Raw genomic sequence first — 21,030 nt, 5'->3', positions numbered from 1 at the left:
GGTTTAAATATTTCCTAATAAGATGTATATGGTCACGGTAATGATGACCAGCACGATGGAGACCGCACCGGCATATTTCCATTTATCGAGTTGAATACTGTGGGAAAGCACCGAGGAGGCCTTAAGGTCTTTTGGCCATAAGAAAGATATTGCCGTCATCACCAGCACATTAAGCAAAAACTCTATTCCCCAGATATGCACAAAGTGGATGTCCACATCAAAAACAAAGGTGGTCAGGATGTAAAAAGCCAGCCCGGTCATCAGGGCAACCTTTGCCCCTAAGGCAGTGATCTTCTTGGTAAAGAAACCAGCCAACATGATCGAAGCGATAGGGATGAAGAAGATACCATTGAGCTGCTGCAACAACTGGAAAAGCCCTTCAGGTGCATTGGCCACCATTGGAGCGGCAATGATCGAACTCACGGCCAAAACGGTAGCGGACAATTTCCCCGCCTTTACCAATCGGCTGGCACTGGCCTGGGGATGGATCAAGCGCTTGTAAATATCAATGCTGAAGATCGTGGAAGCACTGTTCAGCACACTATTGAAGGTACTCAGTACCGCTCCCATGATCACCGCCGCAAATATCCCCGTCAGGCCTACCGGCAGCACCTTCTTCACCAGTTCTGGATAGACCATATCCTGCTGTTCGTACATACTGTTTCCAAAATAATAGTAGCCGATCACGCCGGGCAGCACAATGATAAAGGGAACCAGCAGTTTTAATGCCCCTGTATACAAAAGGCCCTTTTGGGCTTCTTTCAGGTTTTTGGCCCCCAAAGCCCGTTGGATAATCGTTTGGTTCATGCACCAGAAATACAGCTGGTTGATGATAAGCCCGGTAAAAAGGGTGCTGAAGGGCAAAACAGAATCCTTTTCCCCAATGACATCGAATTTTTCCGGGCTGTTTTCGAAGACTTTGCCCATTCCTGTAAAGGGATTCCCCTCGCCAATCATAAAGAGCGCGATAAGGGGAACCATTAGGCCGGCGATGAGCAGTCCATAGCCGTTAATGGTGTCGGAAACTGCTACGGCCTTTAATCCGCCGAAAATGGCATAGATCGACCCTATTCCTCCTACTATCAACACGGTGTACCACAGTCCTTGGGAACGGCTTATCCCCAAGACCTCCGAAACATTGAACAGGCTCTCCAGATTGATGGCACCGGTATAGAGTACTATGGGCAACAAGGTCACCGCAAAGGAAACGAGAAGGAAAAGTGCCACCATGGATCTGGTGCCCGCATCAAAGCGGTTTTCCAAATATTGGGGAATGGTGGTCAGCCCCATTTTCAAGTATTTGGGCACAAAATAGACTGCCGCTATGATCAATGCCAGAGCAGATGTCACCTCCCAGGCCACGATGATAAAACCATTTTTATAAGAAGACCCGTTCATGCCTACCAGGTGCTCGGTGGATATATTGGTCATGATCATCGAGCCTGCGATAACAACTCCCGTAAGACTTCTTCCTCCTAGAAAATAGCCATCCTCTGTGTCCAGGTTTTCCTTTCTGGTTTTCCTCCAGGCATAGAAGGCCACAAATAAGGTGAAGGCTATAAAAGACAAAGCAGTTATTTCCATAGTGTTTGATTAAGGTTATTTTGGGTAAGCTCTGTAGAATTATAAATGGTAATGCTGTTTGGACTTATTGGGCAGAGCCTTTTCCCTTGCTTGGTCCACCGAGGCCAATTCTGCCACTTCCGCTATGGGCACTTCCCACCAGGCATGTCCGTAGCCGGCGAGTTTCCTTTCCGGAACCGTTTCGATATAAATCACCGTGGTTTTGTTGATTTCTTTGGCTTTTCCCAAGGCCTCATTCAGGTCTGCAATGTCCTTGGTAAGGATAACTTCAGCTCCGAGGCTTCGGGCATTGTCGGCCAAATCCACTGGCAGCAGCTCCCCATCGAGTTGCCCTGTCTTTTCATTTCTATACCTATAGACGGTCCCAAAGCCTTCTGAACCCAGGGATTTTGACAGCCCCCCAATGCTCGCATAACCATTATTGTTGATCAATATGATCGTCAGCTTATAGCCCTCCTGTACAGAAGTGGTGATCTCGGAAGACATCATGAGGTAACTTCCATCCCCCACCATCACATAAATCTCCCTTTCCGGACAGGCCATTTTTGCCCCTAAACCGCCCGCGATCTCATAACCCATGCAGGAGTATCCATACTCCAAGTGAAAGCCCTTTGGATTCTTGGTTCTCCATAATTTGTGCAAATCTCCCGGAAGGCTTCCTGCGGCACACAGCACCACATCCTTTGCTTCCGAAAAGTCATTGACTGCTCCGATGACTTCTGATTGGCTGGGAAGATCTCCCTCTGCAGGCTGATAGGCCAGGCGTACCTGTTCATCCCAGCTTTCGTTATAACTTTTTACTTTGGAGCGGTAATCATCCTCCACTTGGTAGTCTTCCAGTGCTGCCTCCAATGCTTCCAGTGTTGCTTTTGCATCTCCGGTCAATGGAATTCCACCGTGCTTGGCCGAATCAAATTCCGCGATATTGATATTGATGAACCGGGCATCCTCGGTAAAGGCCGTTTTGGAGGCCGTAGTAAAATCACTGTAGCGCGTGCCCACACCAATGATCAGGTCCGCCTCGTTGCTGATGGCATTGGCTCCTTCTGTACCGGTGGCCCCAGCAGCACCTAAATTTCCCGGGTGATCATAACTGACCGCCCCCTTGCCTGCAAAGGTCTCCGCTACCGGAATGCCAGTCTTATCCATGAAGCTTACCAATGCCGAATTGGCCTCACTGTAATTCACACCGCCTCCTGCTATCAGCAGTGGCTTTTTGGATTTTTTGATCAAACTGGCAGCCCTTTGGATCAGTGATGTATCAGGAGTGGCCCTTGGGATAAACCACACTTTCTTCTTGAAAAGGGACACTGGAAAATCATAGGCTTCAGCCTGGACATCCTGTGGCAGGCAAAGCGTCACTGCGCCCGTTTCTGCAGGGGAGGTCAAGACCCTCATGGCTGCCTGCAAAGCAGTGATCAGCTGCTCTGGCCGGTTGATCCGGTCCCAATATTTGGATACCGGTTTAAAACAATCGTTTACGGAAATATCCTGACTCGAAGCGCTTTCCAGCTGTTGTAAGACCGGATCCACCCTCCTGGTCGCAAAAATATCACCCGGCAGGAGCAAGACCGGCAGTCTATTGATGGTAGCCCCTGCCGCTGCGGTTATCATATTGGTGGCGCCCGGGCCGATGGAAGAGGTACACACCATGGTGGACAGCCTGTTCTTCATCTTTGCATAGGCCGCCGCCGCATGTACCATGGCCTGCTCATTGCGCGACTGATAATAGGTAAACTGAGGATATTGATGCAAAGCCTGTCCAATTCCCCCTACATTGCCATGGCCAAAAATGCCAAAGCATCCATGAAAGAATTTATGTTCTATTCCATCTCTTTCCACATACTGCTGATCCAAAAATCGTATCAGTGCCTGGGCAACGGTTAACTTTATCGTTTTCATAGTTTGGGTCATTGTTTGGCAGTTATCTCTTTGGGGTAAAAACCTCCATGTTCTTCAATAAACTTTTCTGATTCCTCCAAGGTGGGCATAAAATTGGCGCAGCCTGGCTGGAGGACCACTTGTGCCCCGCTGGCATTCCCCATCCGGCAGGATTTATACAGCTCCCAACCTTGCAGGTAACCATAGATAAAACCCGAAGCAAATGCATCCCCGGCGCCCAGCACATTTAAGGGTTCCACTGGAAATCCGGGCACATCGGTGATGTTGCCTTTATCGTCATAAATCGTGACTCCCTTGCCTCCTCTTTTCACCACCAAAACTTCCACGCCCAGTGCCATGATCCCTTTGATCGCTTCATCAATATCCCCTGTGATTTTGGGGGCACTTATCTGCTGGTGTTCTATTTGAACCTGGGAAGAGTCCTGGAGCATGGCCGCGAGGATTTCCTCCTCTGTCCCCAAAGCAATTTTCACTTTGGGCAGTGCCGCCCTGACCATAATCCCGAACGAACGGATATCCGACCATTGATCTGCCCGGAAGTCTATGTCCAATAAAGTGGTCACCTTGGCTTTGTGGGCTTCTTCCAGGGCAAAAAACACGGCACTTCTGCTGGGCTCCACGTTCATGGCCGTGGCTGATATTTCGATCATCCTTGCCTCGTGTACCTTGGCATGGATCACATGATCCACCGTAATCTGGCTGTCGGCACAATTGTCGCGGTAATACACCAAGGGAAATTTGTCAGGAGGCTGGATGCCCAAAACCACTGCACTGGACCTTGCCCCCCTGATTTTTGGGATGTATTGGATCCCTACGCCTTCCTGTTTCAGGAAATTCAGGATAAAATCACCTACCTTATCTTCCCCCACGCCTGTCAGCAAAGCGGCATTGAGTCCCAGTCTGGCACAACCGGTGGCAATATTTAAGGGAGATCCCCCTACAAACGCATCAAAGCCTTTGATATCGACAAAATCCGCTCCGATGTTTTGGGAATACAAGTCGATCGATGAACGACCGATCGTGATGACATCTATTGATTTATGTTGTTCAGCCATGGGATTTGATTTTTGCAGTGACCATAGGGATACGCTCGTCTTTTCCCTTCCAGGTTCCGAAAATCCATTCATGATCCGGATCAGGAGTATTGGCAAGGGATTGATCACTGCCGGTTAGGAAATTGAGGTAATAGACATTGTAGCCATGTCCGGCAACTACCGGGTGATAGCCTTTTGGAATCAATACCACGTCGTTATTTCTGGCAACGGCGATTTCATCCAGGGACCTGTCACCGGTATAAATTTGCTGGATGGCATAGCCCCCTGGCTTATCGATTTTATAGAAATAAGTTTCTTCCAGCCTTGCCTCCAACAAATTGCCTTCGGCATCCACTTTACGCTCATCATGCTTATGGGCCGGGAAAGAACTCCAGTTCCCGGAAGGGGTATAAACCTCCACCGCCACCAACCGGTGACAGGGGAAACCTGGCCCCAAAAGATCATTGATTTGACGGGTGGCGTTGTCCCCGCCCCGAATTTCAATTTTAGCCTGATCGGGAGTTTTGATTACCGGTTGGAAATCCTGGTCGGTCTCACACCAACCGTAGGCCATGTCCAAAATGTCACTGTTGGCGGTCAAGGTGAATTCCGTTCTTCGGGGTAAATAAACGCTATGGGCAATCCCTGAAAACACATCTTTCCTTCCATCAGTAACCTTATAGGTCCCCTTGTCAGTTTTCATGGTAAAATTTCCCGATAGTAAGATAAAGGCATATTCATTTTCCCCGGTGTTACCCGTCCAGGTGCTTCCTTTCTTTAGGATCCTGGCTTCAAAATTCAGGTATTGCCAGTCTCCGTCTTCTTTCAAAACCTGCTGGTAAACTCCCTCTTCTATCTCTTTGGGTTTGGCCAACAAGTTGTATTTTTTGTCTCGTATCATAGGTTGTTTTGATTTATTGCTGTGTTTAAATGCAAATTTTCAGCTGGCGGAAGGGATTTTAAAGGAGGCTGCTTTTCCTTTGGATCCCAGCAACTCAAACTTTTTCGTGCAAAATTCCACCAATTCTTCTTGGTACTTTTTCCCCGGTATGATGGGGTCAAACTGGTCAGGATGGTCATTAAAAAACTCCCGATGGACCCGTGTCCACAGCACCCGAAGGTCGGTGGCAATATTTATCTTGCACACACCGAGCTGAATCGCCCTTTTCAATTCATCCGTGGAAACTCCCCTGGAACCGGACTGCAGTCCTCCTCCCAATGCATTGATCCGTTTTATTTCACTTTGCTCCACTGCAGAGCCCCCATGCAATACCAGCGGGAAACCTGGTAAACGCTGATTGATTTCTTCCAATATCGAAAACTGGATTCCCTGGCCTCCTGAGAATTTGTAGGCCCCGTGACTGGTGCCTACAGCGATGGCCAGACTGTCGCATCCTGTAAGCGACACAAACTGCTCTACTTCTTCCGGCTGGGTATACTGGGAATGTTCCGCATCCACTTCCAAATCATCCTCCACACCGCTAAGCACCCCTAATTCAGCTTCTACGACTATTCCTTTCTGATGCGCTGCATCCACTATCTCTTTGGTACGGGAAACATTTTGGTTAAAATCATCATGCGAAGCATCTATCATGACCGAGGTATATTGGTCTTCCTGTAATGCCGCATGGATATGGGCTTCATTGCCATGGTCAAGGTGGAGGGCATACACCACCTCCGGAAAAATTTTGGCTGCTGCAGAAACCATCTCCAGGATCATCGGCGCGCCTGCATAATTTCTGGCCACTGGAGTAGTCTGGATAATTACCGGTGAAAGACTTCTATCTGCCGCCTTAAATACCCCTATCACCTGCTCCATGGTAAACACATTGATGGCAGCTATGCCGTATTTACCATAACAATCGGTGAATAAATCCTTTGGGCTTACTTTCATGGGTTTTGGGTTTTCGTTTTCCCAATACTCCAATTATTTGATCGGAAATAAAAGATTACCACCTATTATCCTTATGCAAAGGTTTGCATAAACAGTGTTTTATTTGGTACAAAAACATTTTTCAGAATATCAAACCAGAACACACCCTAACAGCAGTAAATCATGTTTCTGAAGGAAGAGAGAAAAGTTGGAGCTAAATAATAAAAGTATAAAGGGTTTACCTATTTGACGATACCACTCCTTACCCGTTGTGCAGGACATGGCTGCTTGTTTAACTGCCTAACTGAAAAATTACGTTTAGTTATGTAAAATCCATCAGTCCTGCCGACAGGCAGGCAATTAACCGATTAAACAAGAAGGTGACTAGGAAAAGTATTGACAAATCATGCCCAACAAAACACTAGTCATGTTACATTAAAATAAAGGTTTGGACGAATTGCGTATAATCAGCTCAGGTTTGAGCAACTCATACCGGTACTCGTAATCGTCTGTTTCATTGACGATGTGATGCATTAAAATTCTGGAGGAAAGCATACCCAAGTCGTAAACAGGTTGCCACACAGAGGTCAGGGATGGATTAAAATACTTACTATAGGGCTCATCGTCAAACCCCACGATAGAAATATCTTCCGGGATTTTCAAGCCACGTTCTCTTATCACTGCCATCGCACCGATAGCCACCGCATCATTAATGGCAAAGATCGCATCCGGCGGGGAGCTCAAATCCAGCAGCTTTTTGGTGGCCTCCTCCCCATCTTCCGAAGTAAATCCCTCCACTTCGGTATTCAACTGTTCATCTATTGCCAAGCCATTTTTCTCAAGCGCATCCAGATAGCCTTTTTTCCTATGCTGGCAGGTGGATAAATTTTGGGGCCCGGAAATATGGGCAATTCGCTTACATCCTGTCTTAATCAGATAATCCACTGCCTGGAAGGCCCCGTCATAATCATCCACCAATACCTTATCCGCTTCAAAATTTGGGCAGTCCCGGTCAAAAACCACTACTGGCGTGCCCGAGGCCCTCAGCTTTTCCAAATGGTCAAACTTGGTTGTTTTAGATGAAGGAGATATCAAAAAACCGTCCGCTCGCCCCAAGGATAACGTCTCAATCAGCTTTTGCTCCTCCTCATAAGATTCGTTCGATTGGCAGATGATCAATTTATACCCTGCTTCATCCACCATGTCCTGCACCCCACTGATGACTGTTGCAAAAAAATAACTGGTGATTTCAGGCACGATCACCCCAATGGTTTTGGTCTTTTTGTTCAGCAAACTGACGGCCAGCATATTGGGCTGATAATTGAGCTTTTTTGCCAATTCCATCACCGCATCCTTTGTCTCCTGACTAATGGAGGGGCTGTCATGCAAAGCCCGGGAAACTGTAGAAGCGGATACATTTAGGGCCTTGGCAATGTCGGTTATCGTACTGGGTCTTCGTTTCATGGACTATAGGGTAATCAACTACGATAAATATAGCGGTATATAATGAAAACACCTGCTAAGTCAATTATCTATTTTCTTATTAAGTGTAAACAAAACATTTTTTATATAATTGAATTCTTCAAATTATTTGGGGATGATTATAAATCTGATGTTGGCAAAATGGGCTTACTTTCTAAAGCAAAATGGCCAACATGGTAATTTCAAATTACGATTGTCCGGAATTACACCAGTAAATTTATTTCTCACAGATTCCACAGAATTCCACGGAATTAAAAAAACTTTTCTGTGGGTTTCTGTGCATTCTCCGCCAAGGCGGACAAGTTGTGAGAGATGGTCTGCTAACTTAGAGCTACTGGTGTCTTTGCGGATATACATATTTCAAATTTTTGATATCCAGAATTTCACACCGACTATTAAAAACACTAAATATTAAACTGAATACCATTTTTTGCCTACTTTTTCATCAATGGAAATACCAAGCATTCATGATGACCATCGAGAATAAAACACCACGGGTATGAAAAGTAGAAAAGATAAATAAAGGAAATTGAGCATTGAATTTGGATACGTGTATCATTTCGTTTACAAACTTCCCAAAAATAAATAACCTATTTTTTTAATTAAGTTAGTGTATATTTTACATTTTTATTCCGTAAGTTAGGCTTCCATTTACTTACCCTAACACCCCATGAAAAACACTACTGCTCTTGCCTTACTAGGCCTTTGTTTATTTATTTCGTGTAAGTTGTCCGCTCAGGTTCATTCCATGGAGAAAACGTTCATTTTCGAAGACGCTCCTTTCAATGAGTGCCACGCCTCTTCCGTTTTGGCCCTGAAAAACGGTGAAATCCTCACTACCTGGTTTGGAGGAGAATACGAAAGGCATCCGGATGTAGCCATTTGGGTTTCCAAAAAAATCAACGACACCTGGACTTCTCCTGAAAAAGTGGTTGACGGCCACGTCAATGACACCTTGAGTTACCCTACTTGGAATCCTGTATTATTCCAACTGACCGAGGATACGATTGCCCTCTATTACAAAGAAGGGCCATCCCCGCAGGAATGGTGGGGTAAATACCTGCTTTCCTCCGATGGAGGCGAAACCTGGTCTGCTCCCAAAGCTTTACCGGAAGGAATATTAGGTCCCATTAAAAATAAGCCTATTTATACCGATAAGGGGACATTGCTCGCTCCATCAAGTGTGGAATATGGAGAAAGCTGGAAAACACACATCGAATTGTCCGAGGACCATGGAAAAACCTGGAAAAAAGTATTGATTGACCCGCAGGGGCCTTATGATGTCATCCAACCAAGTATCCTCACCCACAAAGACGGAAGATTACAGGTGCTTTGCCGCAGCAAACAAAACAAAATCATGACGGCTTGGTCAGAAGACAATGGCCATACCTGGTCAGCGCTTCAGCCAACACAGGTACTCAATCCCAATAGCGGCACCGATGCTGTCACCCTCCAAAATGGGCAACACTTACTTGTCTATAATCCTGATGTAGCAGGAAAAAACTGGTGGGAAGGAAGACATACTTTAAGACTGGCGATCTCTGAGGACGGCCTGCACTGGAAGGACCTATGCACTTTAGAAGAGGAAGAATCCGGTGAGTTTAGTTATCCGGCAATTGTACAGTCTGAAGATGGGGCCATCCACATCACTTATACTTGGAACAGGAAAAATATAAAATATGTAAAAATCCGGGCGAGTGAGATTCCTCGCCCGGATAAAAAAATTAGTCAGTAAGACTGATGCACGTCAGTTTTCTTAACTGTTTGGCGGCTTCTACCATCCGTTTGAGGGCGCCGTCAGTTTCCTCCCAGCCTCTGGTTTTCAATCCACAATCAGGATTGACCCAGAGCTGATCTTCTGGGATGACTGCTTTGGCTTTTTCCATCAACTGCACCATCTCTTCCGTAGTAGGCACCCGTGGCGAGTGGATGTCGTAAACTCCCGGACCGATTTCATTGGGATATTGGAAAGCGGCAAAGGCATCCAGCAATTCCATTTGGGACCGTGAACATTCAATGGTGATCACATCTGCATCCATCGCAGCGATGTGCTTGATGATATCATTGAATTCTGAATAGCACATATGGGTGTGGATCTGCGTGTGATCCTGTACTGCAGCTGCAGAAATCCTGAAGGATTCCACCGCCCAATCAAGGTACTCTTCCCACTGGGCTTTGCGCAAAGGCAAGCCTTCCCTAATAGCAGGTTCATCGATCTGAATGATCTTAATTCCCTCTTTTTCTAGATCAAGTACTTCTTCTCTAATGGCCAGGGCGATTTGCTGGCAAGTGGTAGACCTTGACTGATCATTCCTTACGAAGGACCACTGCAATATGGTTACCGGGCCGGTCAGCATCCCCTTTACATTTTTTTCAGTCAAAGACTGCGCAAAGGAAGTCCACTTCACGGTCATGGCTTCAGGGCGGCTCACATCTCCGTATATGATCGGGGGTTTCACACAACGGGAGCCATAACTTTGCACCCAACCGTTTTGGGTAAAGGCAAAGCCCTCAAGCTGTTCGCCGAAATATTCGACCATGTCGTTTCTTTCAAACTCCCCATGAACCAAAACATCCAGTCCGATTTCTTCCTGCCACCTGATGGCTTTTTGGGTAGCTTCACTGATCAGCTCGTCATATTGATTTTGAGTCAATATCCCCTTTTTAAGCTGAGCTCTCCATTGACGGACTTCCTTTGTCTGCGGAAAGGAGCCAATGGTTGTGGTAGGGAAAGCCGGAAGATTCAGATGTTCCTGCTGCAGTTTTTTCCTTTGCTGAAAAGCTTGGTTTCTCTGCGCGTCTTCAGGTGTAAGGGACTGTACAGCTTTTCCCACCTCAGGCTTATGGATGATCGGGGATTTGGCTTTGTGCTCAAATACAGCTTTGTTCTCCTTCAAAAGGGCTTTGGCTTCATCCGAATCCGGCTCCAGGACCAAAAGCTTAAGGGAAGCCACCTCCTCTACTTTTTGCTTGGCAAAGGATAACCAGCTTTTGATTTCGGCGGATAGGTTCTCTTCATTGGTTTCTTCATAGAGATCACATGGGCTGTGCAGCAAGGAACAGCTTGGCGCGATCATTAGGCGGTCATCTGCTTTCTTAAGCCTTGCCTTTTGAATTTGCTCCAACGATTGACTGAAGTCATTTTTCCAGATATTTCGCCCATCTACCAAGCCCAGGGAAAGACTTAAGTTGTCCGGAATTTCCTGAAGTACCGCTTCCAATTGCTCAGGAGCCCTTACCAAGTCAATGTGCAGCGCACAGACAGGCAGGGAGGCAGCCAGCTGCAAATTATCCTCAAGTGCACCAAAATAGGTGGTGAGCATCGTCTTCAGATTTGGAAAGGCCCTTTTGATTTCTTGATAGACGTATCGGTAAGCATTTTTTTCTTCCGTGCTCAAATCCATCGCCAGATACGGCTCATCTATCTGCACCCAGGTAGCATTGAGGGCTTCCAGTTTTTTGAAAATGTCCAGGTACACAGGCAACAGGTTCTTGATCAGGTCAATTCTATGAAAACCTTCCTGCTTTTCCTTTCCTAATAAGAGATAAGAAACAGGACCAAGAATGACGGGCTTGGTATGAATTCCCAGTCTTTTTGCCTCCTTAAATTCATCCAGTATTTTGGTTGAAAAAAGCTTGAAGCTTTGGTCCTTGGTGAATTCCGGAACGATATAATGATAATTGGTATCGAACCACTTGGTCATTTCCATGGCGATAATGTCCAGTCCATCTTTTTGATATCCCCGGGCCATGGCAAAATAAAGATCGAGTTCCGGTTTCTTCTGATCCGTGACAATTTCATGGTAGCGTTCGGGAATGGCCCCTACGGTCAAAGACATGTCAAGCACCTGATCGTAAAAGGAAAAATCATTGGAAGGGATCAGGTCTATGCCTGCTTCTTTCTGGAATTTCCAGTTGGTTTCACGGATTTCCGCACCGCTTTTGAGCAGTTCATGCAAGCTGATTTTTTCGGACCAGTAGGCTTCATTGGCCTTTTTGAGTTCTCTTTTGGCACCAATGCGCGGGTAGCCAAGATTGTGCGTTAGCATCTTTTAAAACGTTTATTGTGATAAATGATTTAAAAGCCTTTAGCCAAACTTCACAATGCTTTGTGGACAGAAGGATGCTGAAAAATAAGACATAATTTCCCCTTGGGCACAACAATCCCATGAGAAGAGGAGAAAAGAATGCATACTTGACAGGAGCTTCAAATCGCGAAAGCATTGTCATTTCAATACAGGCAGGTCTCCTGGCTTGTAACATTTTTGCCGTCCTTCCCATTCTGATAGTGATCAGAACAGTGGACATCGATGGGCAAAAACTTTCCCGTTACTAACAGTTGCGCGACAGCCCGTGATTTTCACACGGTTCCCTATTATCCCTGACCTTCGTCAAGGACCTGTATTGGTAGATTAAGAAATCAAGTAAAGAACTTTGGTCGGCAAATATAGGAATTTGAATTGGATTTGTGGACAAATTGAATTTTACCCATAAATATTTTTAGGGCTTTAGCTGATTTTGTGTTGAAGGGAAAGCTTGGCATGGGCAACCGATGCCCCTAATTATTCCTAGACGGGTCTTTTAAACAAGCATTGTGAACTTTTTTTAATGATAAAAAAGGATTATCTGACTATCCGGAATTTAGCACGTAGTACAAATGAAACAAAATACTTAACTGAAATCCTTCTAAAGGCCTTTGGAGCATTCGGTTTTGGGACAGTTGATGGAGGCGTTAAGAAAATGAGTTAGCTCGCGAAGTGGACGAGCGAGATCCACTCATTTTTAGCCTACAACAAATGGCACAAAATCAAATTGAGGAAAACTGATCGTAATCTTAAACAAATTCACTCAATTTGAAGAACCTGTCCCGACTACTGTACGGGAGGCTCCGTGGCCTAGATTTTTGGTTCTTTTCATCAATGGAAATGCACAGCATTCATGAAGACCATCAAGAACAAAACAATACCTGAATAAAAGAACAGAAAACAACAGGAACCTTATAAGATTTGGTTACGTGGAACATTGCGGACACACAGAAAGGACAACACCAAAAAACCCTGACTATAAATAACTTATAATACCCACTGTATTTATTTATGCCAGTATAATTTCACCGTTAAATTCCATCCAAGGTGTTTTTGGTCGAATACTTTAACCTCACTATTTCATAAAAGTAAAAAAGGCCTAGTACTTTAATCTGTAAGTGATTAGCTACTGTCCAAACTGACATTTAAAGCAAAGGATCAAGCCGGTTTTTGTTCTTAGCCACGAGGCAATTTCCCGTGATTTTTTGTAGTTTAAAATTAAAAAATGAACCGACTTCAGCTAAAAGTACGGAATAAAAAGGGCCAGGCGCTTCAGGCCCATCTTGAATTGCCTGCAAACCAAAAACCAAAGCATTACGCTATTTTTGCCCACTGTTTTACCTGTAACAGTGATCTGACCGCCGTAAGGACCATTAGCAGGGCTTTGACTACCTATGGCTTTGGGGTGGTAAGATTTGACTTTACAGGTTTAGGAGGCAGTGAAGGTCAGTTTTCCGAGAGTTCCTTTTCTGCCAATGTCAGCGATTTATTGGCTGTAAATGAATTCTTAAAAGAAAACTACCGGGAAGCGGAACTCTTGGTGGGCCATTCTTTGGGAGGGGCCGCAGTATTGGTGGCGGCCTCCAAGCTTCCTGCTGTCAGTGCCATTACGACCATTGCAGCTCCGGCCAGCCTGGGACATGTAAAGCACCTCATTTCCAAACAGGCCGACAACATTCCGGAAGAAGGAGAGGTACAGGTAACTATTGGTGGAAGGCCCTTTTTGATCAATAAGGATTTTATAGATGATCTTGATCAAACAGCCCTTTCATCCATTGTCAAATCTTTGCGTAAACCTTTATTGATCATGCATGCCCCGGGAGATAAAACAGTGGGAATAGAAAATGCCGAAGAACTGTACCACCAGGCCTTTCATCCCAAAAGCTTTATTACCTTGGACGGTGCTGACCACCTTTTGACCCAAAGAAAGGACAGCGACTATGTGGGGCGAATGATCGGGGCATGGTCCCAGAGGTATTTTGAGGAAGAAGACAATAGCATGTTGGATAGAAAAGGTGAGCAGCTAGTGGCCCATCTGGATGTAGAAAACGATGAATTTACGACGAGAATCCAGACTTCCAAACATACCTTTCTATCAGATGAGCCCACTGATGTAGGAGGGGACGGTTTTGGGCCTTCCCCCTATGATTTTCTCAGCGCGGCATTGGCTTCCTGTACGGTAATGACGATCAAACTGTATGCTGAGCGAAAAGGCTGGGACCTCAAGGAGGTTTATGCTTATATCACGTATTCCAAGAAGCACAGCGATGACCTGAAGGTGGATGTGGAACAGCCCGGTAATTTGGATTTTTTATCCAAAAAGTTAAAGTTCGTAGGAAACTTGGACAAGAAGCAACAGGAAAAATTAAAAGAGATTGCTTCAAAATGTCCTGTACACCGTACTTTGCAGACGCAAACAGTGATCGAAACCGAATTGATCCAATAGAATATCTGAAAAATGAGTAAAACAAAATTGGGCTTGGGCCTGGCAGCCCTGGGCCGGCCGGAATACATCAACCTGCGACAGGAAACCATGGAAGACAAGTCTCCGGAAAACTTCAAAGAGATCACCATGGCCGTATTGGACAAGGCCTATGAGCAAGGACTCCGTTATTTTGACACCGCCCCCTCCTATGGAAAGGGCGAAGCGTTTCTTTTGGACTGGTACAGGAGCAGAGGGCATGAGGATGTGGTATTCGGGACCAAATGGGGGTATACCTACAAGGCCAACTGGGAACTGGGCTATGAAGGCAAGCATGAGCTCAAGGAGCATTCATTGGACAAGCTGTTAGAACAGTGGGCATATTCGAAGGATCTTAGGCCGGCTCTGAAATACTATCAGATCCATTCTGCCACCATGGACTCTGGGGTGTTGGAGAATAAAGCCGTACATGAGGCCCTGATGCGCATCAAAAAAGAAACAGGGATGAAAATAGGCCTAACAGCCAGCGGAAAGCGACAAAGTGAGACCGTGGAAATTGCCATGGACATCAACATAGCTGGCGAAGAACTTTTCGACAGCTTCCAGCTCACCTTCAATGTGCTGGAACAATCCGTCTGTAAGACCGTGAAACTGGCCAAGGAAAAAGGAAAGTCCATTATCATCAAGGAAGGGCTGGCCAATGGCAGGGTTTTCCCCAATCCCGCCTACCCCCATTATCATCATGCCTATGATGTATTGACTACGCTGGCAAAAAAATATGGTGTAGGCATAGATGCCATTGCCTTGCGCTACTGTATGCAGGCTTTGTCCCCGGACTATGTATTAAGCGGAGCCGGCAACATACAGCAGCTGATGGAGAACCTGAAAGCCAGCTCACTAGAGCTTTCTATGGACGAGGTAAACTCCTTAGAAGGATTGGCACAGGACAGTTCTGCCTATTGGGAGGAGCGAAGTAAATTGTCATGGAATTAAATTTATCCTTTGATGGTATTTTAATTTCTACAAAAAACTGCTTTATTTGCATCGGTTAACAGCAAGCGGTGAGCAATTCACCAGTCTGAATTTAGCCTATACCGGTAAGTAAACCCGAAAAGACGGGGGAACAGCCGGTGAAAAAACAAGGGACATGTTCCACTCGGAGTGTAGCGCAGCCCGGTAGCGTACTTGCATGGGGTGCAAGGGGTCGTGGGTTCGAATCCCGCCACTCCGACAAAAAGGGGTGCAGATCGCACCAAAAGCCTTCAAATCGTTTGATTTGGAGGCTTTTTTGTTTTTTATACCACAAAAAAGACCATACAATTTATTCGCCGTGATTAGAAGGAGGCGCTCATGAAGCTTCGCTTTCAAAGAAAATGAGACCTATTCGGTGACCTATTTATTTTTTTAAATTAGGTCACTGGTTAGAGCTTAACTAACTGATAGTCACCAACTTCCCAATCTCTATTTTTGGGTGTTTTTGGGCGTTTTTAAACGCTAAAATCAGTCGTTCTGGTGACCATTTTAAGCGAAAAAGGGCCAGATTAATCTAAATGAAATTGTTATGAAAAACTCAAAAACATTTGGTATTCAATTCATTATCCGTCAAAACAAACTGGATAAGGATGGTCTTTCCCCTGTCAGAGCTCGGATAACTGTGGATGGAGAAAGGGTTGAAATCTCTGTAAAAAAGCGGATCGCTCCTTCCCAATGGGATCTAGGAAAAGGAAAAGCTAAAGGAAACAATCCTGAATCCAGGTCTTTTAACCGATTCTTGGAACACCTAAGAGCTAGAGCTTTGGAGTGTTACCAGGAACTTTTCATTGAAAAAAAGAGGATAACCGCTTCAGCGGTTAAAAACAAACTATTAGGCATTGAGGAAGACGAACATACCCTAATGGAACTGGTGGATTACCACAATTCACAAAATATAGGAATTCTTGCGGAAGGTACATTAAAGAATTATAAAACGACCAAACGACATCTTGCTGAATTTTTAAAAAAAATGCAGCCGTAATACTTCCGGTCCCATCGTGTGAGGTAGTCAGAAACAGGTATTGTTCAATCAGATCCTCCTTTCCAACCAAAATCCCATCGGGCAATTTGGCCGTAATGAACACCCTTTCCCCATCGCCCAATGCTCCAGCGGTTTCATACTTAACCCCTTTCCCCTCTTTGATGATGGCATCAAAAAAAGAAAAGGCATCCCGGTTCTGTACGATACCATAATCCTTCCCCACCACACCAAATACCTTCTGGGTGTCGGTTCTCATGGTGGCAAACTGATGGGGTATTGGGATTTCGGTACTGGATTTATCCAGCCCGTTTTCACTCACACTCAACCCCTCCCATTTTGTAAATAAAGGTGCTTTGACCACCTCATAATCCAATCCTGCAAATTGAATGGCCTCCTTACTGGTAGGGTAATCTTCCACCACTTTCCCCAGCTTATGCCATGCCGGCAGTTTGACGCTAAAAAAGCTGTGCTTTCCTGTTCTCTCGTTATAATGGATATTGTGTCCCATGATCTTAATGAATTAAAGGGTTGTACATTTATTTTGCTTCCATTTTGCCGATCCTCTAAAAGCCTGTGGAAAAAACATTTTTTTAAAAGAAAAAACGGCAAAAAAGAAAGCTCAACAAAAGGGGCGGCCACCAGGCAAAAAGGAAACGGAATAAAGGACAGGCAGCGGGAAGGCGGTGTTTATGCCGTCCCTTTTTGTTCCACCTTACAGGCTTAAGCCAAGGCCGCCCCTACCTTAGCTGCCCTTTTCTGCCGTTCTTTTAAAAAATCACCAGTAAAATCCTAGCCTGTATTATGTATTAGCTTCGTTAAGCAGGAGAAGGATCTTGCCATTTCTATGATCAAAAAGATTTCTTTACCATGTCATGCAGCGGACGGAATTTCCCGTTTGAAGCTGAAATGAAATGTCCCTTTCCAGCCGTGCGGAAAGGGTTAGTGGAATGCATGCAAAAATGGAAATTTGGTCCAAGACGGTTTATGAAGTACTTTCCCTGAAATGGAGTTTACGCAATAAAAGGGAAGGTAGTGCTTCGTAAAAAAGTAAGCCTTTCAACTTATATTATCGCATTATAGGTATTACTCTCTCCAATGATTTGAATACCTTTAACCATTCTTTTAAATTGCAGCTTAATCATTGAATTTTTATGAAAAGGATACGGGTCCATTTTATGAACAGAATAGCAGGAGGTCCTTATAAAGGGCAAATAGAACGGATAGGCGGTATCAATGACAATGGGGAAAAATGGACTATTTCCATCCAGGAAGCCATAAAAGGATTAAAAACCGAGCTCTGGGAATTTTATACCATCCATCACAACAAAGAAATCCCCATAACTCTCTCAATATTGGAACAGGTTTTATACAATGGGGATTGCAATGAGGACCTGGATTTTTTAGTTGAACTTGTAGAAGATTAGGACTGACAATAGAATAAAGAACTTTTTAAAAGAACCTAAGGTATTTTTTTCGAATGGACCATTATTGCCTGCTAAGTATAATAAAATTTTCCTGTTGATAATGTAACCACACCCATTATTTACAATGTAATATTTTGTAATATAATGAAAAATATTTTTTACAATTTTATGTACATTTGTAAATAATATTTAACATTATGTCCAGAACCAATATCCTTTTGCTTCCCAAAAACCAAAAATTATTGAAGGTTTTGGGAGAGAACATAAAATTGGCCAGATTACGTAGAAAACTTACCATGCAGCAGGTGGCAGAACGCGCCGGGATTTCCCGCCCAACACTCTCTTCCCTAGAAAATGGAAGCCCTGCAGTTTCACTTGGAATTGTACTACAGGTATTGTTGGTATTGGGTCTTGAGAAAGACCTACTTTCCATTGCCAATGATGATGTGCTTGGAAGAAAAATACAAGATGCGGAGCTTACCTTAAAACAACGAGGCTCAAAAAGCAGCAATAAATGACGGTATCAAAAAGAAAAGAAATTTTAGTATATGCACATTGGGAGGGCATCGAATCACCGTACTTAATGGGCACTTTATTTGCCAGCCCATCAAGGGGAAAGGAGATATTTTCCTTCCATTACCATTCAGATTGGTTAAGATCAACCTATGCCCAAGTACTCGACCCGGATTTACATTTGTTTGAGGGTCCTCAGTACCTTAGTGATGACAAACCAAATTTCGGCCTATTCTTGGACTCCTCCCCTGACCGCTGGGGGCGAGTATTGATGATGCGAAAGGAAGCTGCCAAGGCACGAAAGGAAGAAAGAAAGGCAATGACCTTAATGGAATCCGATTATCTTTTGGGGGTGTTTGATGGAAATAGGATGGGCGGTTTACGTTTTAAAACCACAATAGACGGACCATTTTTAGATGACAATAAGGAAATGGCCGCTAAGCCATTCGCCTCTCTCAGGGACTTAGAATTTGCGAGTCTCCAACTGGAAAAAGAAAATGCACCCGATCACCCGGAATATATAAAATGGCTCAATATGTTAATGGCCCCAGGCTCTTCGCTTGGTGGAGCCAGACCAAAGGCAAATGTCCGGGATAATGATGGAAGTTTATGGATTGCTAAATTTCCAAGCCAAAACGATGGCCATGATATTGGTGCTTGGGAAATGCTGGTTTACAAGCTTGCTATCCGATCGGGAATCGATATGGCCCCTTCCAACATTCAAAAGTTTTCTCACTACCAACACACCTTTCTTACAAAACGATTTGACCGTAAAGCGGATGATGCTCGGATTCACTTTGCTTCTGCTATGACGCTTTTAGGTTACACAGATGGCATTGATTACCACGATGGTGTAAGCTATTTAGACCTGGTGGAATTTCTAATGCAAAACGGCTCTGATGTAGATGAAGATTTAAAAAGATTGTGGAAGCGCATTGTTTTCAATATTTGTGTATCCAATACGGATGATCATCTCCGTAACCATGGTTTTATATTAACCTCTTCAGGGTGGACACTTTCCCCTGCCTACGATGTCAACCCTATTCCAAATGGAACCGGGCTCAAACTGAATATTTCAGAAAATGACAATGCTCTGGATCTGGATCTAGCAATGGAAGTAGCCCGGTATTTTCGCTTACCTGCCAATGAAGCAAAAGAGGTTATCAAACATATAAAGGACCAAGTATCGGTCTGGAGATCTATTGCAAAGGATCTCGCTATTCCAAGAACTGAGGTCGAATTAATGGAAACGTCATTTATAAATTAACGGAAAAAGGCTTCCCGAAGGAAGCCTTGAGACCCTTACACTTTCATCCCTTTGCTCTTTTCTTGTTTGAGCTGCCATCTTTTTGCCTCTTTCATCAAACCGATAATTTTCTAAGTTGTCAGTAACCCTATTCCGGAGGAAAAGGATTTGCAGCAGGGAAAGGAGCAGCACCCGCCTGTCCCTTGTTGAAATATTCTATTCCAGAAGCAGAAAATAGCTGCTACTCTAAACAACAAAAACATTTCATTTACTCATAAAGACATTTATGACAATCCTTTTTATGAATTTCCGCTTAATTTATTTTCAAATAGAATAACCTTGTTTATTAATTCTAATGTTAATGATCACTCAATCATATAAGTATGGAATGAAGTCAAATTCATATGAGAAGGGAAACTTAAATTACCGTTTTATTCTTGTTGTTTCAGGCATCTCACATTTCCGAATCGGAAATACATCTATTGACATAAAATCTCCCTGCACAGTTATTTTAACTCCTGAATGGCAAGTTAATATTGATTTTTCCGCTGTTTATGAAAGTTATCAGCTTTGCTTTCATGAGACCGAGCTGATCAATTATCCCCATACCCTTCGAAACTTACTAAGCCATAATACCCCTGTTTTTTTAATTGACACAGACTCCATTAATTATTTGTTGAGTCAATTTTTACTTCTTACTAAAGTACCTATGTCCCAAAAGAATGATGTATACGAAGCATGTATAAACCTCCTTTTACAGAAGTATTTAACATTAAAAAAAGAAAAATATAATTTTGAAGATCATGAAATCCGGCAATTGTTGACCTTTAAAACTCTAATAAACCAGCACTTTAGGAACTTAAAACACCTCGAACCATATAGCGAAATATTGAACCTATCCGTCTCTCAGCTGAATAAAATCGCCCAACGGGTTAGTGGGCTTCAAGCAAAACAATTCATCAACAATCGCTTGATAATTGAAGCTAAATTATTATTGGTCCATACCGAAAATACCATCAATGAAATTACTGACCATCTACAATTTACTGACCCCTCGAATTTCATAAAATTCTTCAAATCCAAAACAGGGTTTACGCCTCGCAAATACAGAATTAAGATGAAGAATGGAGATAGCTTCAGTTAATAATAATCTTAAACTTGATAAACAATAATGACCGACACTTTATGAAACCAAACTCTTTAAACCCATTATTAACGGTTTTGATGCTTTTATGCACCTGGGCCTGTAAGCAGCAAAAGACGGATGAAAAAACAACGGAAGTTTCAGTCAAGCCGAATATTGTGGTGATCTATTTGGATGACTTGGGCTATGGTGATGTCAGTGCTTATGGAGCTACTGAAATCAGCACCCCGAATATGGATAAGATCGCCAATGGCGGGGTCCGTTTTACCAATGGCTATGCCTCCTCCGCCACCTGTACCCCTTCCAG

The 21,030-nt window shown here is 44.1% G+C and carries 16 protein-coding genes, 1 tRNA gene, 1 pseudogene and 1 riboswitch; of the genes and pseudogenes, 10 read left to right on the top strand and 8 right to left on the bottom strand.

Going from position 1 to position 21,030, the window contains the following annotated elements:
• Nucleotides 1–3 precede the first annotated feature (3 nt).
• The 6 genes from ACYVAA_RS04180 to ACYVAA_RS04155 form a co-directional block, all read right to left on the bottom strand.
• Nucleotides 4–1,584 (bottom strand): SLC5 family protein, encoded by a 1,581-nt coding sequence (locus ACYVAA_RS04180; protein WP_460538808.1) that lies wholly within the window; start codon nucleotides 1,582–1,584, stop codon nucleotides 4–6.
• Nucleotides 1,585–1,623: 39 nt separating this feature from the next.
• Nucleotides 1,624–3,486, bottom strand: a complete 1,863-nt coding sequence (gene iolD, locus ACYVAA_RS04175) for a 3D-(3,5/4)-trihydroxycyclohexane-1,2-dione acylhydrolase (decyclizing) (protein WP_460538807.1) — start codon at nucleotides 3,484–3,486, stop codon at nucleotides 1,624–1,626.
• An 8-nt stretch (nucleotides 3,487–3,494) separates the two neighbouring features.
• Entirely contained in the window at nucleotides 3,495–4,541 is a 1,047-nt protein-coding gene (gene iolC, locus ACYVAA_RS04170; RefSeq protein WP_460538805.1) for a 5-dehydro-2-deoxygluconokinase, read from the bottom strand.
• Nucleotides 4,534–5,421, bottom strand: coding sequence for a 5-deoxy-glucuronate isomerase (iolB, locus tag ACYVAA_RS04165; RefSeq protein WP_460538804.1), 888 nt, complete (start codon nucleotides 5,419–5,421; stop codon nucleotides 4,534–4,536). Before iolB ends, iolC begins: the two co-directional genes overlap by 8 nt.
• 39 nt (nucleotides 5,422–5,460) lie before the next feature.
• Nucleotides 5,461–6,414, bottom strand: a complete 954-nt coding sequence (locus ACYVAA_RS04160) for a class II fructose-bisphosphate aldolase (protein WP_460538803.1) — start codon at nucleotides 6,412–6,414, stop codon at nucleotides 5,461–5,463.
• A gap of 414 nt (nucleotides 6,415–6,828) precedes the next feature.
• Entirely contained in the window at nucleotides 6,829–7,857 is a 1,029-nt protein-coding gene (locus tag ACYVAA_RS04155) for a LacI family DNA-binding transcriptional regulator (protein WP_460538802.1), read from the bottom strand.
• 688 nt (nucleotides 7,858–8,545) lie between these two features.
• Between ACYVAA_RS04155 and ACYVAA_RS04150 the strand changes: the two genes are divergently transcribed.
• Nucleotides 8,546–9,610: a sialidase family protein gene (locus ACYVAA_RS04150; protein ID WP_460538801.1), complete on the top strand. Its 1,065-nt coding sequence runs from the start codon at nucleotides 8,546–8,548 to the stop codon at nucleotides 9,608–9,610.
• Here the strand turns inward: ACYVAA_RS04150 and metE are convergent.
• Nucleotides 9,600–11,924, bottom strand: a complete 2,325-nt coding sequence (gene metE / locus ACYVAA_RS04145; RefSeq protein ID WP_460538800.1) for a 5-methyltetrahydropteroyltriglutamate--homocysteine S-methyltransferase — start codon at nucleotides 11,922–11,924, stop codon at nucleotides 9,600–9,602. The genes ACYVAA_RS04150 and metE overlap by 11 nt on opposite strands.
• Nucleotides 11,925–12,097: 173 nt before the next feature.
• A riboswitch (cobalamin riboswitch) is annotated at nucleotides 12,098–12,293 on the bottom strand.
• Nucleotides 12,294–13,185: 892 nt separating this feature from the next.
• Between metE and ACYVAA_RS04140 the strand changes: the two genes are divergently transcribed.
• From ACYVAA_RS04140 to ACYVAA_RS04125, 4 genes are all read left to right on the top strand, one after another.
• On the top strand, nucleotides 13,186–14,406 hold the full coding sequence (locus tag ACYVAA_RS04140; RefSeq protein WP_460538799.1) for a bifunctional alpha/beta hydrolase/OsmC family protein: 1,221 nt from the start codon (nucleotides 13,186–13,188) through the stop codon (nucleotides 14,404–14,406).
• Nucleotides 14,407–14,418: 12 nt separating this feature from the next.
• Nucleotides 14,419–15,375 carry an aldo-keto reductase family protein gene (locus tag ACYVAA_RS04135; protein WP_460538798.1) on the top strand — a complete coding sequence of 319 codons (957 nt, stop codon included), beginning with the start codon at nucleotides 14,419–14,421 and terminating at the stop codon, nucleotides 15,373–15,375.
• Nucleotides 15,376–15,539: 164 nt separating this feature from the next.
• Nucleotides 15,540–15,613 (top strand) — tRNA-Pro (locus tag ACYVAA_RS04130).
• Between the two features lie 330 nt (nucleotides 15,614–15,943).
• Nucleotides 15,944–16,396: an Arm DNA-binding domain-containing protein gene (locus ACYVAA_RS04125; protein ID WP_460538797.1), complete on the top strand. Its 453-nt coding sequence runs from the start codon at nucleotides 15,944–15,946 to the stop codon at nucleotides 16,394–16,396.
• Here ACYVAA_RS04125 and ACYVAA_RS04120 read toward each other — a convergent pair.
• Nucleotides 16,383–16,904: pseudogene (locus ACYVAA_RS04120) on the bottom strand (DUF932 domain-containing protein); the annotation flags it as partial. The gene ACYVAA_RS04125 and the pseudogene ACYVAA_RS04120 sit on opposite strands and share 14 nt — an antisense overlap.
• A 643-nt stretch (nucleotides 16,905–17,547) precedes the next feature.
• Here ACYVAA_RS04120 and ACYVAA_RS04115 point away from each other — a divergent pair.
• The 5 genes from ACYVAA_RS04115 to ACYVAA_RS04095 all read left to right on the top strand — a co-directional run.
• Nucleotides 17,548–17,820, top strand: coding sequence for a hypothetical protein (locus tag ACYVAA_RS04115; RefSeq protein ID WP_460538796.1), 273 nt, complete (start codon nucleotides 17,548–17,550; stop codon nucleotides 17,818–17,820).
• A 197-nt stretch (nucleotides 17,821–18,017) separates the two neighbouring features.
• Nucleotides 18,018–18,338 carry a helix-turn-helix domain-containing protein gene (locus ACYVAA_RS04110; RefSeq protein ID WP_460538795.1) on the top strand — a complete coding sequence of 107 codons (321 nt, stop codon included), beginning with the start codon at nucleotides 18,018–18,020 and terminating at the stop codon, nucleotides 18,336–18,338.
• Nucleotides 18,339–18,661: 323 nt separating this feature from the next.
• Nucleotides 18,662–19,600, top strand: coding sequence for a type II toxin-antitoxin system HipA family toxin (locus ACYVAA_RS04105; protein WP_460538794.1), 939 nt, complete (start codon nucleotides 18,662–18,664; stop codon nucleotides 19,598–19,600).
• 340 nt (nucleotides 19,601–19,940) lie between these two features.
• The gene (locus ACYVAA_RS04100) at nucleotides 19,941–20,723 is read left to right on the top strand and encodes a helix-turn-helix domain-containing protein (protein WP_460538793.1); all 783 of its coding nucleotides are present in this window, start codon (nucleotides 19,941–19,943) and stop codon (nucleotides 20,721–20,723) included.
• A gap of 41 nt (nucleotides 20,724–20,764) precedes the next feature.
• On the top strand, nucleotides 20,765–21,030 hold a 266-nt coding region (locus ACYVAA_RS04095), incomplete at its 3' end, for a sulfatase-like hydrolase/transferase (protein WP_460538792.1).

Source organism: Echinicola sediminis (assembly GCF_054777495.1).
Note: the sequence above shows the minus strand (reverse complement) of the source record. Positions and strands in the feature narration are given on the sequence as shown.

Excerpts from the sequence above, each read along its gene's own strand:
- ACYVAA_RS04180 (WP_460538808.1), bottom strand. The coding sequence starts at position 1,584 with ATGGAAATAACTGCTTTGTCTTTTATAGCCTTCACCTTATTTGTGGCC.
- iolD (WP_460538807.1), bottom strand. The coding sequence starts at position 3,486 with ATGAAAACGATAAAGTTAACCGTTGCCCAGGCACTGATACGATTTTTG.
- iolC (WP_460538805.1), bottom strand. The coding sequence starts at position 4,541 with ATGGCTGAACAACATAAATCAATAGATGTCATCACGATCGGTCGTTCA.
- iolB (WP_460538804.1), bottom strand. The coding sequence starts at position 5,421 with ATGATACGAGACAAAAAATACAACTTGTTGGCCAAACCCAAAGAGATA.
- ACYVAA_RS04160 (WP_460538803.1), bottom strand. The coding sequence starts at position 6,414 with ATGAAAGTAAGCCCAAAGGATTTATTCACCGATTGTTATGGTAAATAC.
- ACYVAA_RS04155 (WP_460538802.1), bottom strand. The coding sequence starts at position 7,857 with ATGAAACGAAGACCCAGTACGATAACCGACATTGCCAAGGCCCTAAAT.
- ACYVAA_RS04150 (WP_460538801.1), top strand. The coding sequence starts at position 8,546 with ATGAAAAACACTACTGCTCTTGCCTTACTAGGCCTTTGTTTATTTATT.
- metE (WP_460538800.1), bottom strand. The coding sequence starts at position 11,924 with ATGCTAACGCACAATCTTGGCTACCCGCGCATTGGTGCCAAAAGAGAA.
- ACYVAA_RS04140 (WP_460538799.1), top strand. The coding sequence starts at position 13,186 with ATGAACCGACTTCAGCTAAAAGTACGGAATAAAAAGGGCCAGGCGCTT.
- ACYVAA_RS04135 (WP_460538798.1), top strand. The coding sequence starts at position 14,419 with ATGAGTAAAACAAAATTGGGCTTGGGCCTGGCAGCCCTGGGCCGGCCG.
- ACYVAA_RS04125 (WP_460538797.1), top strand. The coding sequence starts at position 15,944 with ATGAAAAACTCAAAAACATTTGGTATTCAATTCATTATCCGTCAAAAC.
- ACYVAA_RS04115 (WP_460538796.1), top strand. The coding sequence starts at position 17,548 with ATGAAAAGGATACGGGTCCATTTTATGAACAGAATAGCAGGAGGTCCT.
- ACYVAA_RS04110 (WP_460538795.1), top strand. The coding sequence starts at position 18,018 with ATGTCCAGAACCAATATCCTTTTGCTTCCCAAAAACCAAAAATTATTG.
- ACYVAA_RS04105 (WP_460538794.1), top strand. The coding sequence starts at position 18,662 with ATGGAATCCGATTATCTTTTGGGGGTGTTTGATGGAAATAGGATGGGC.
- ACYVAA_RS04100 (WP_460538793.1), top strand. The coding sequence starts at position 19,941 with ATGATCACTCAATCATATAAGTATGGAATGAAGTCAAATTCATATGAG.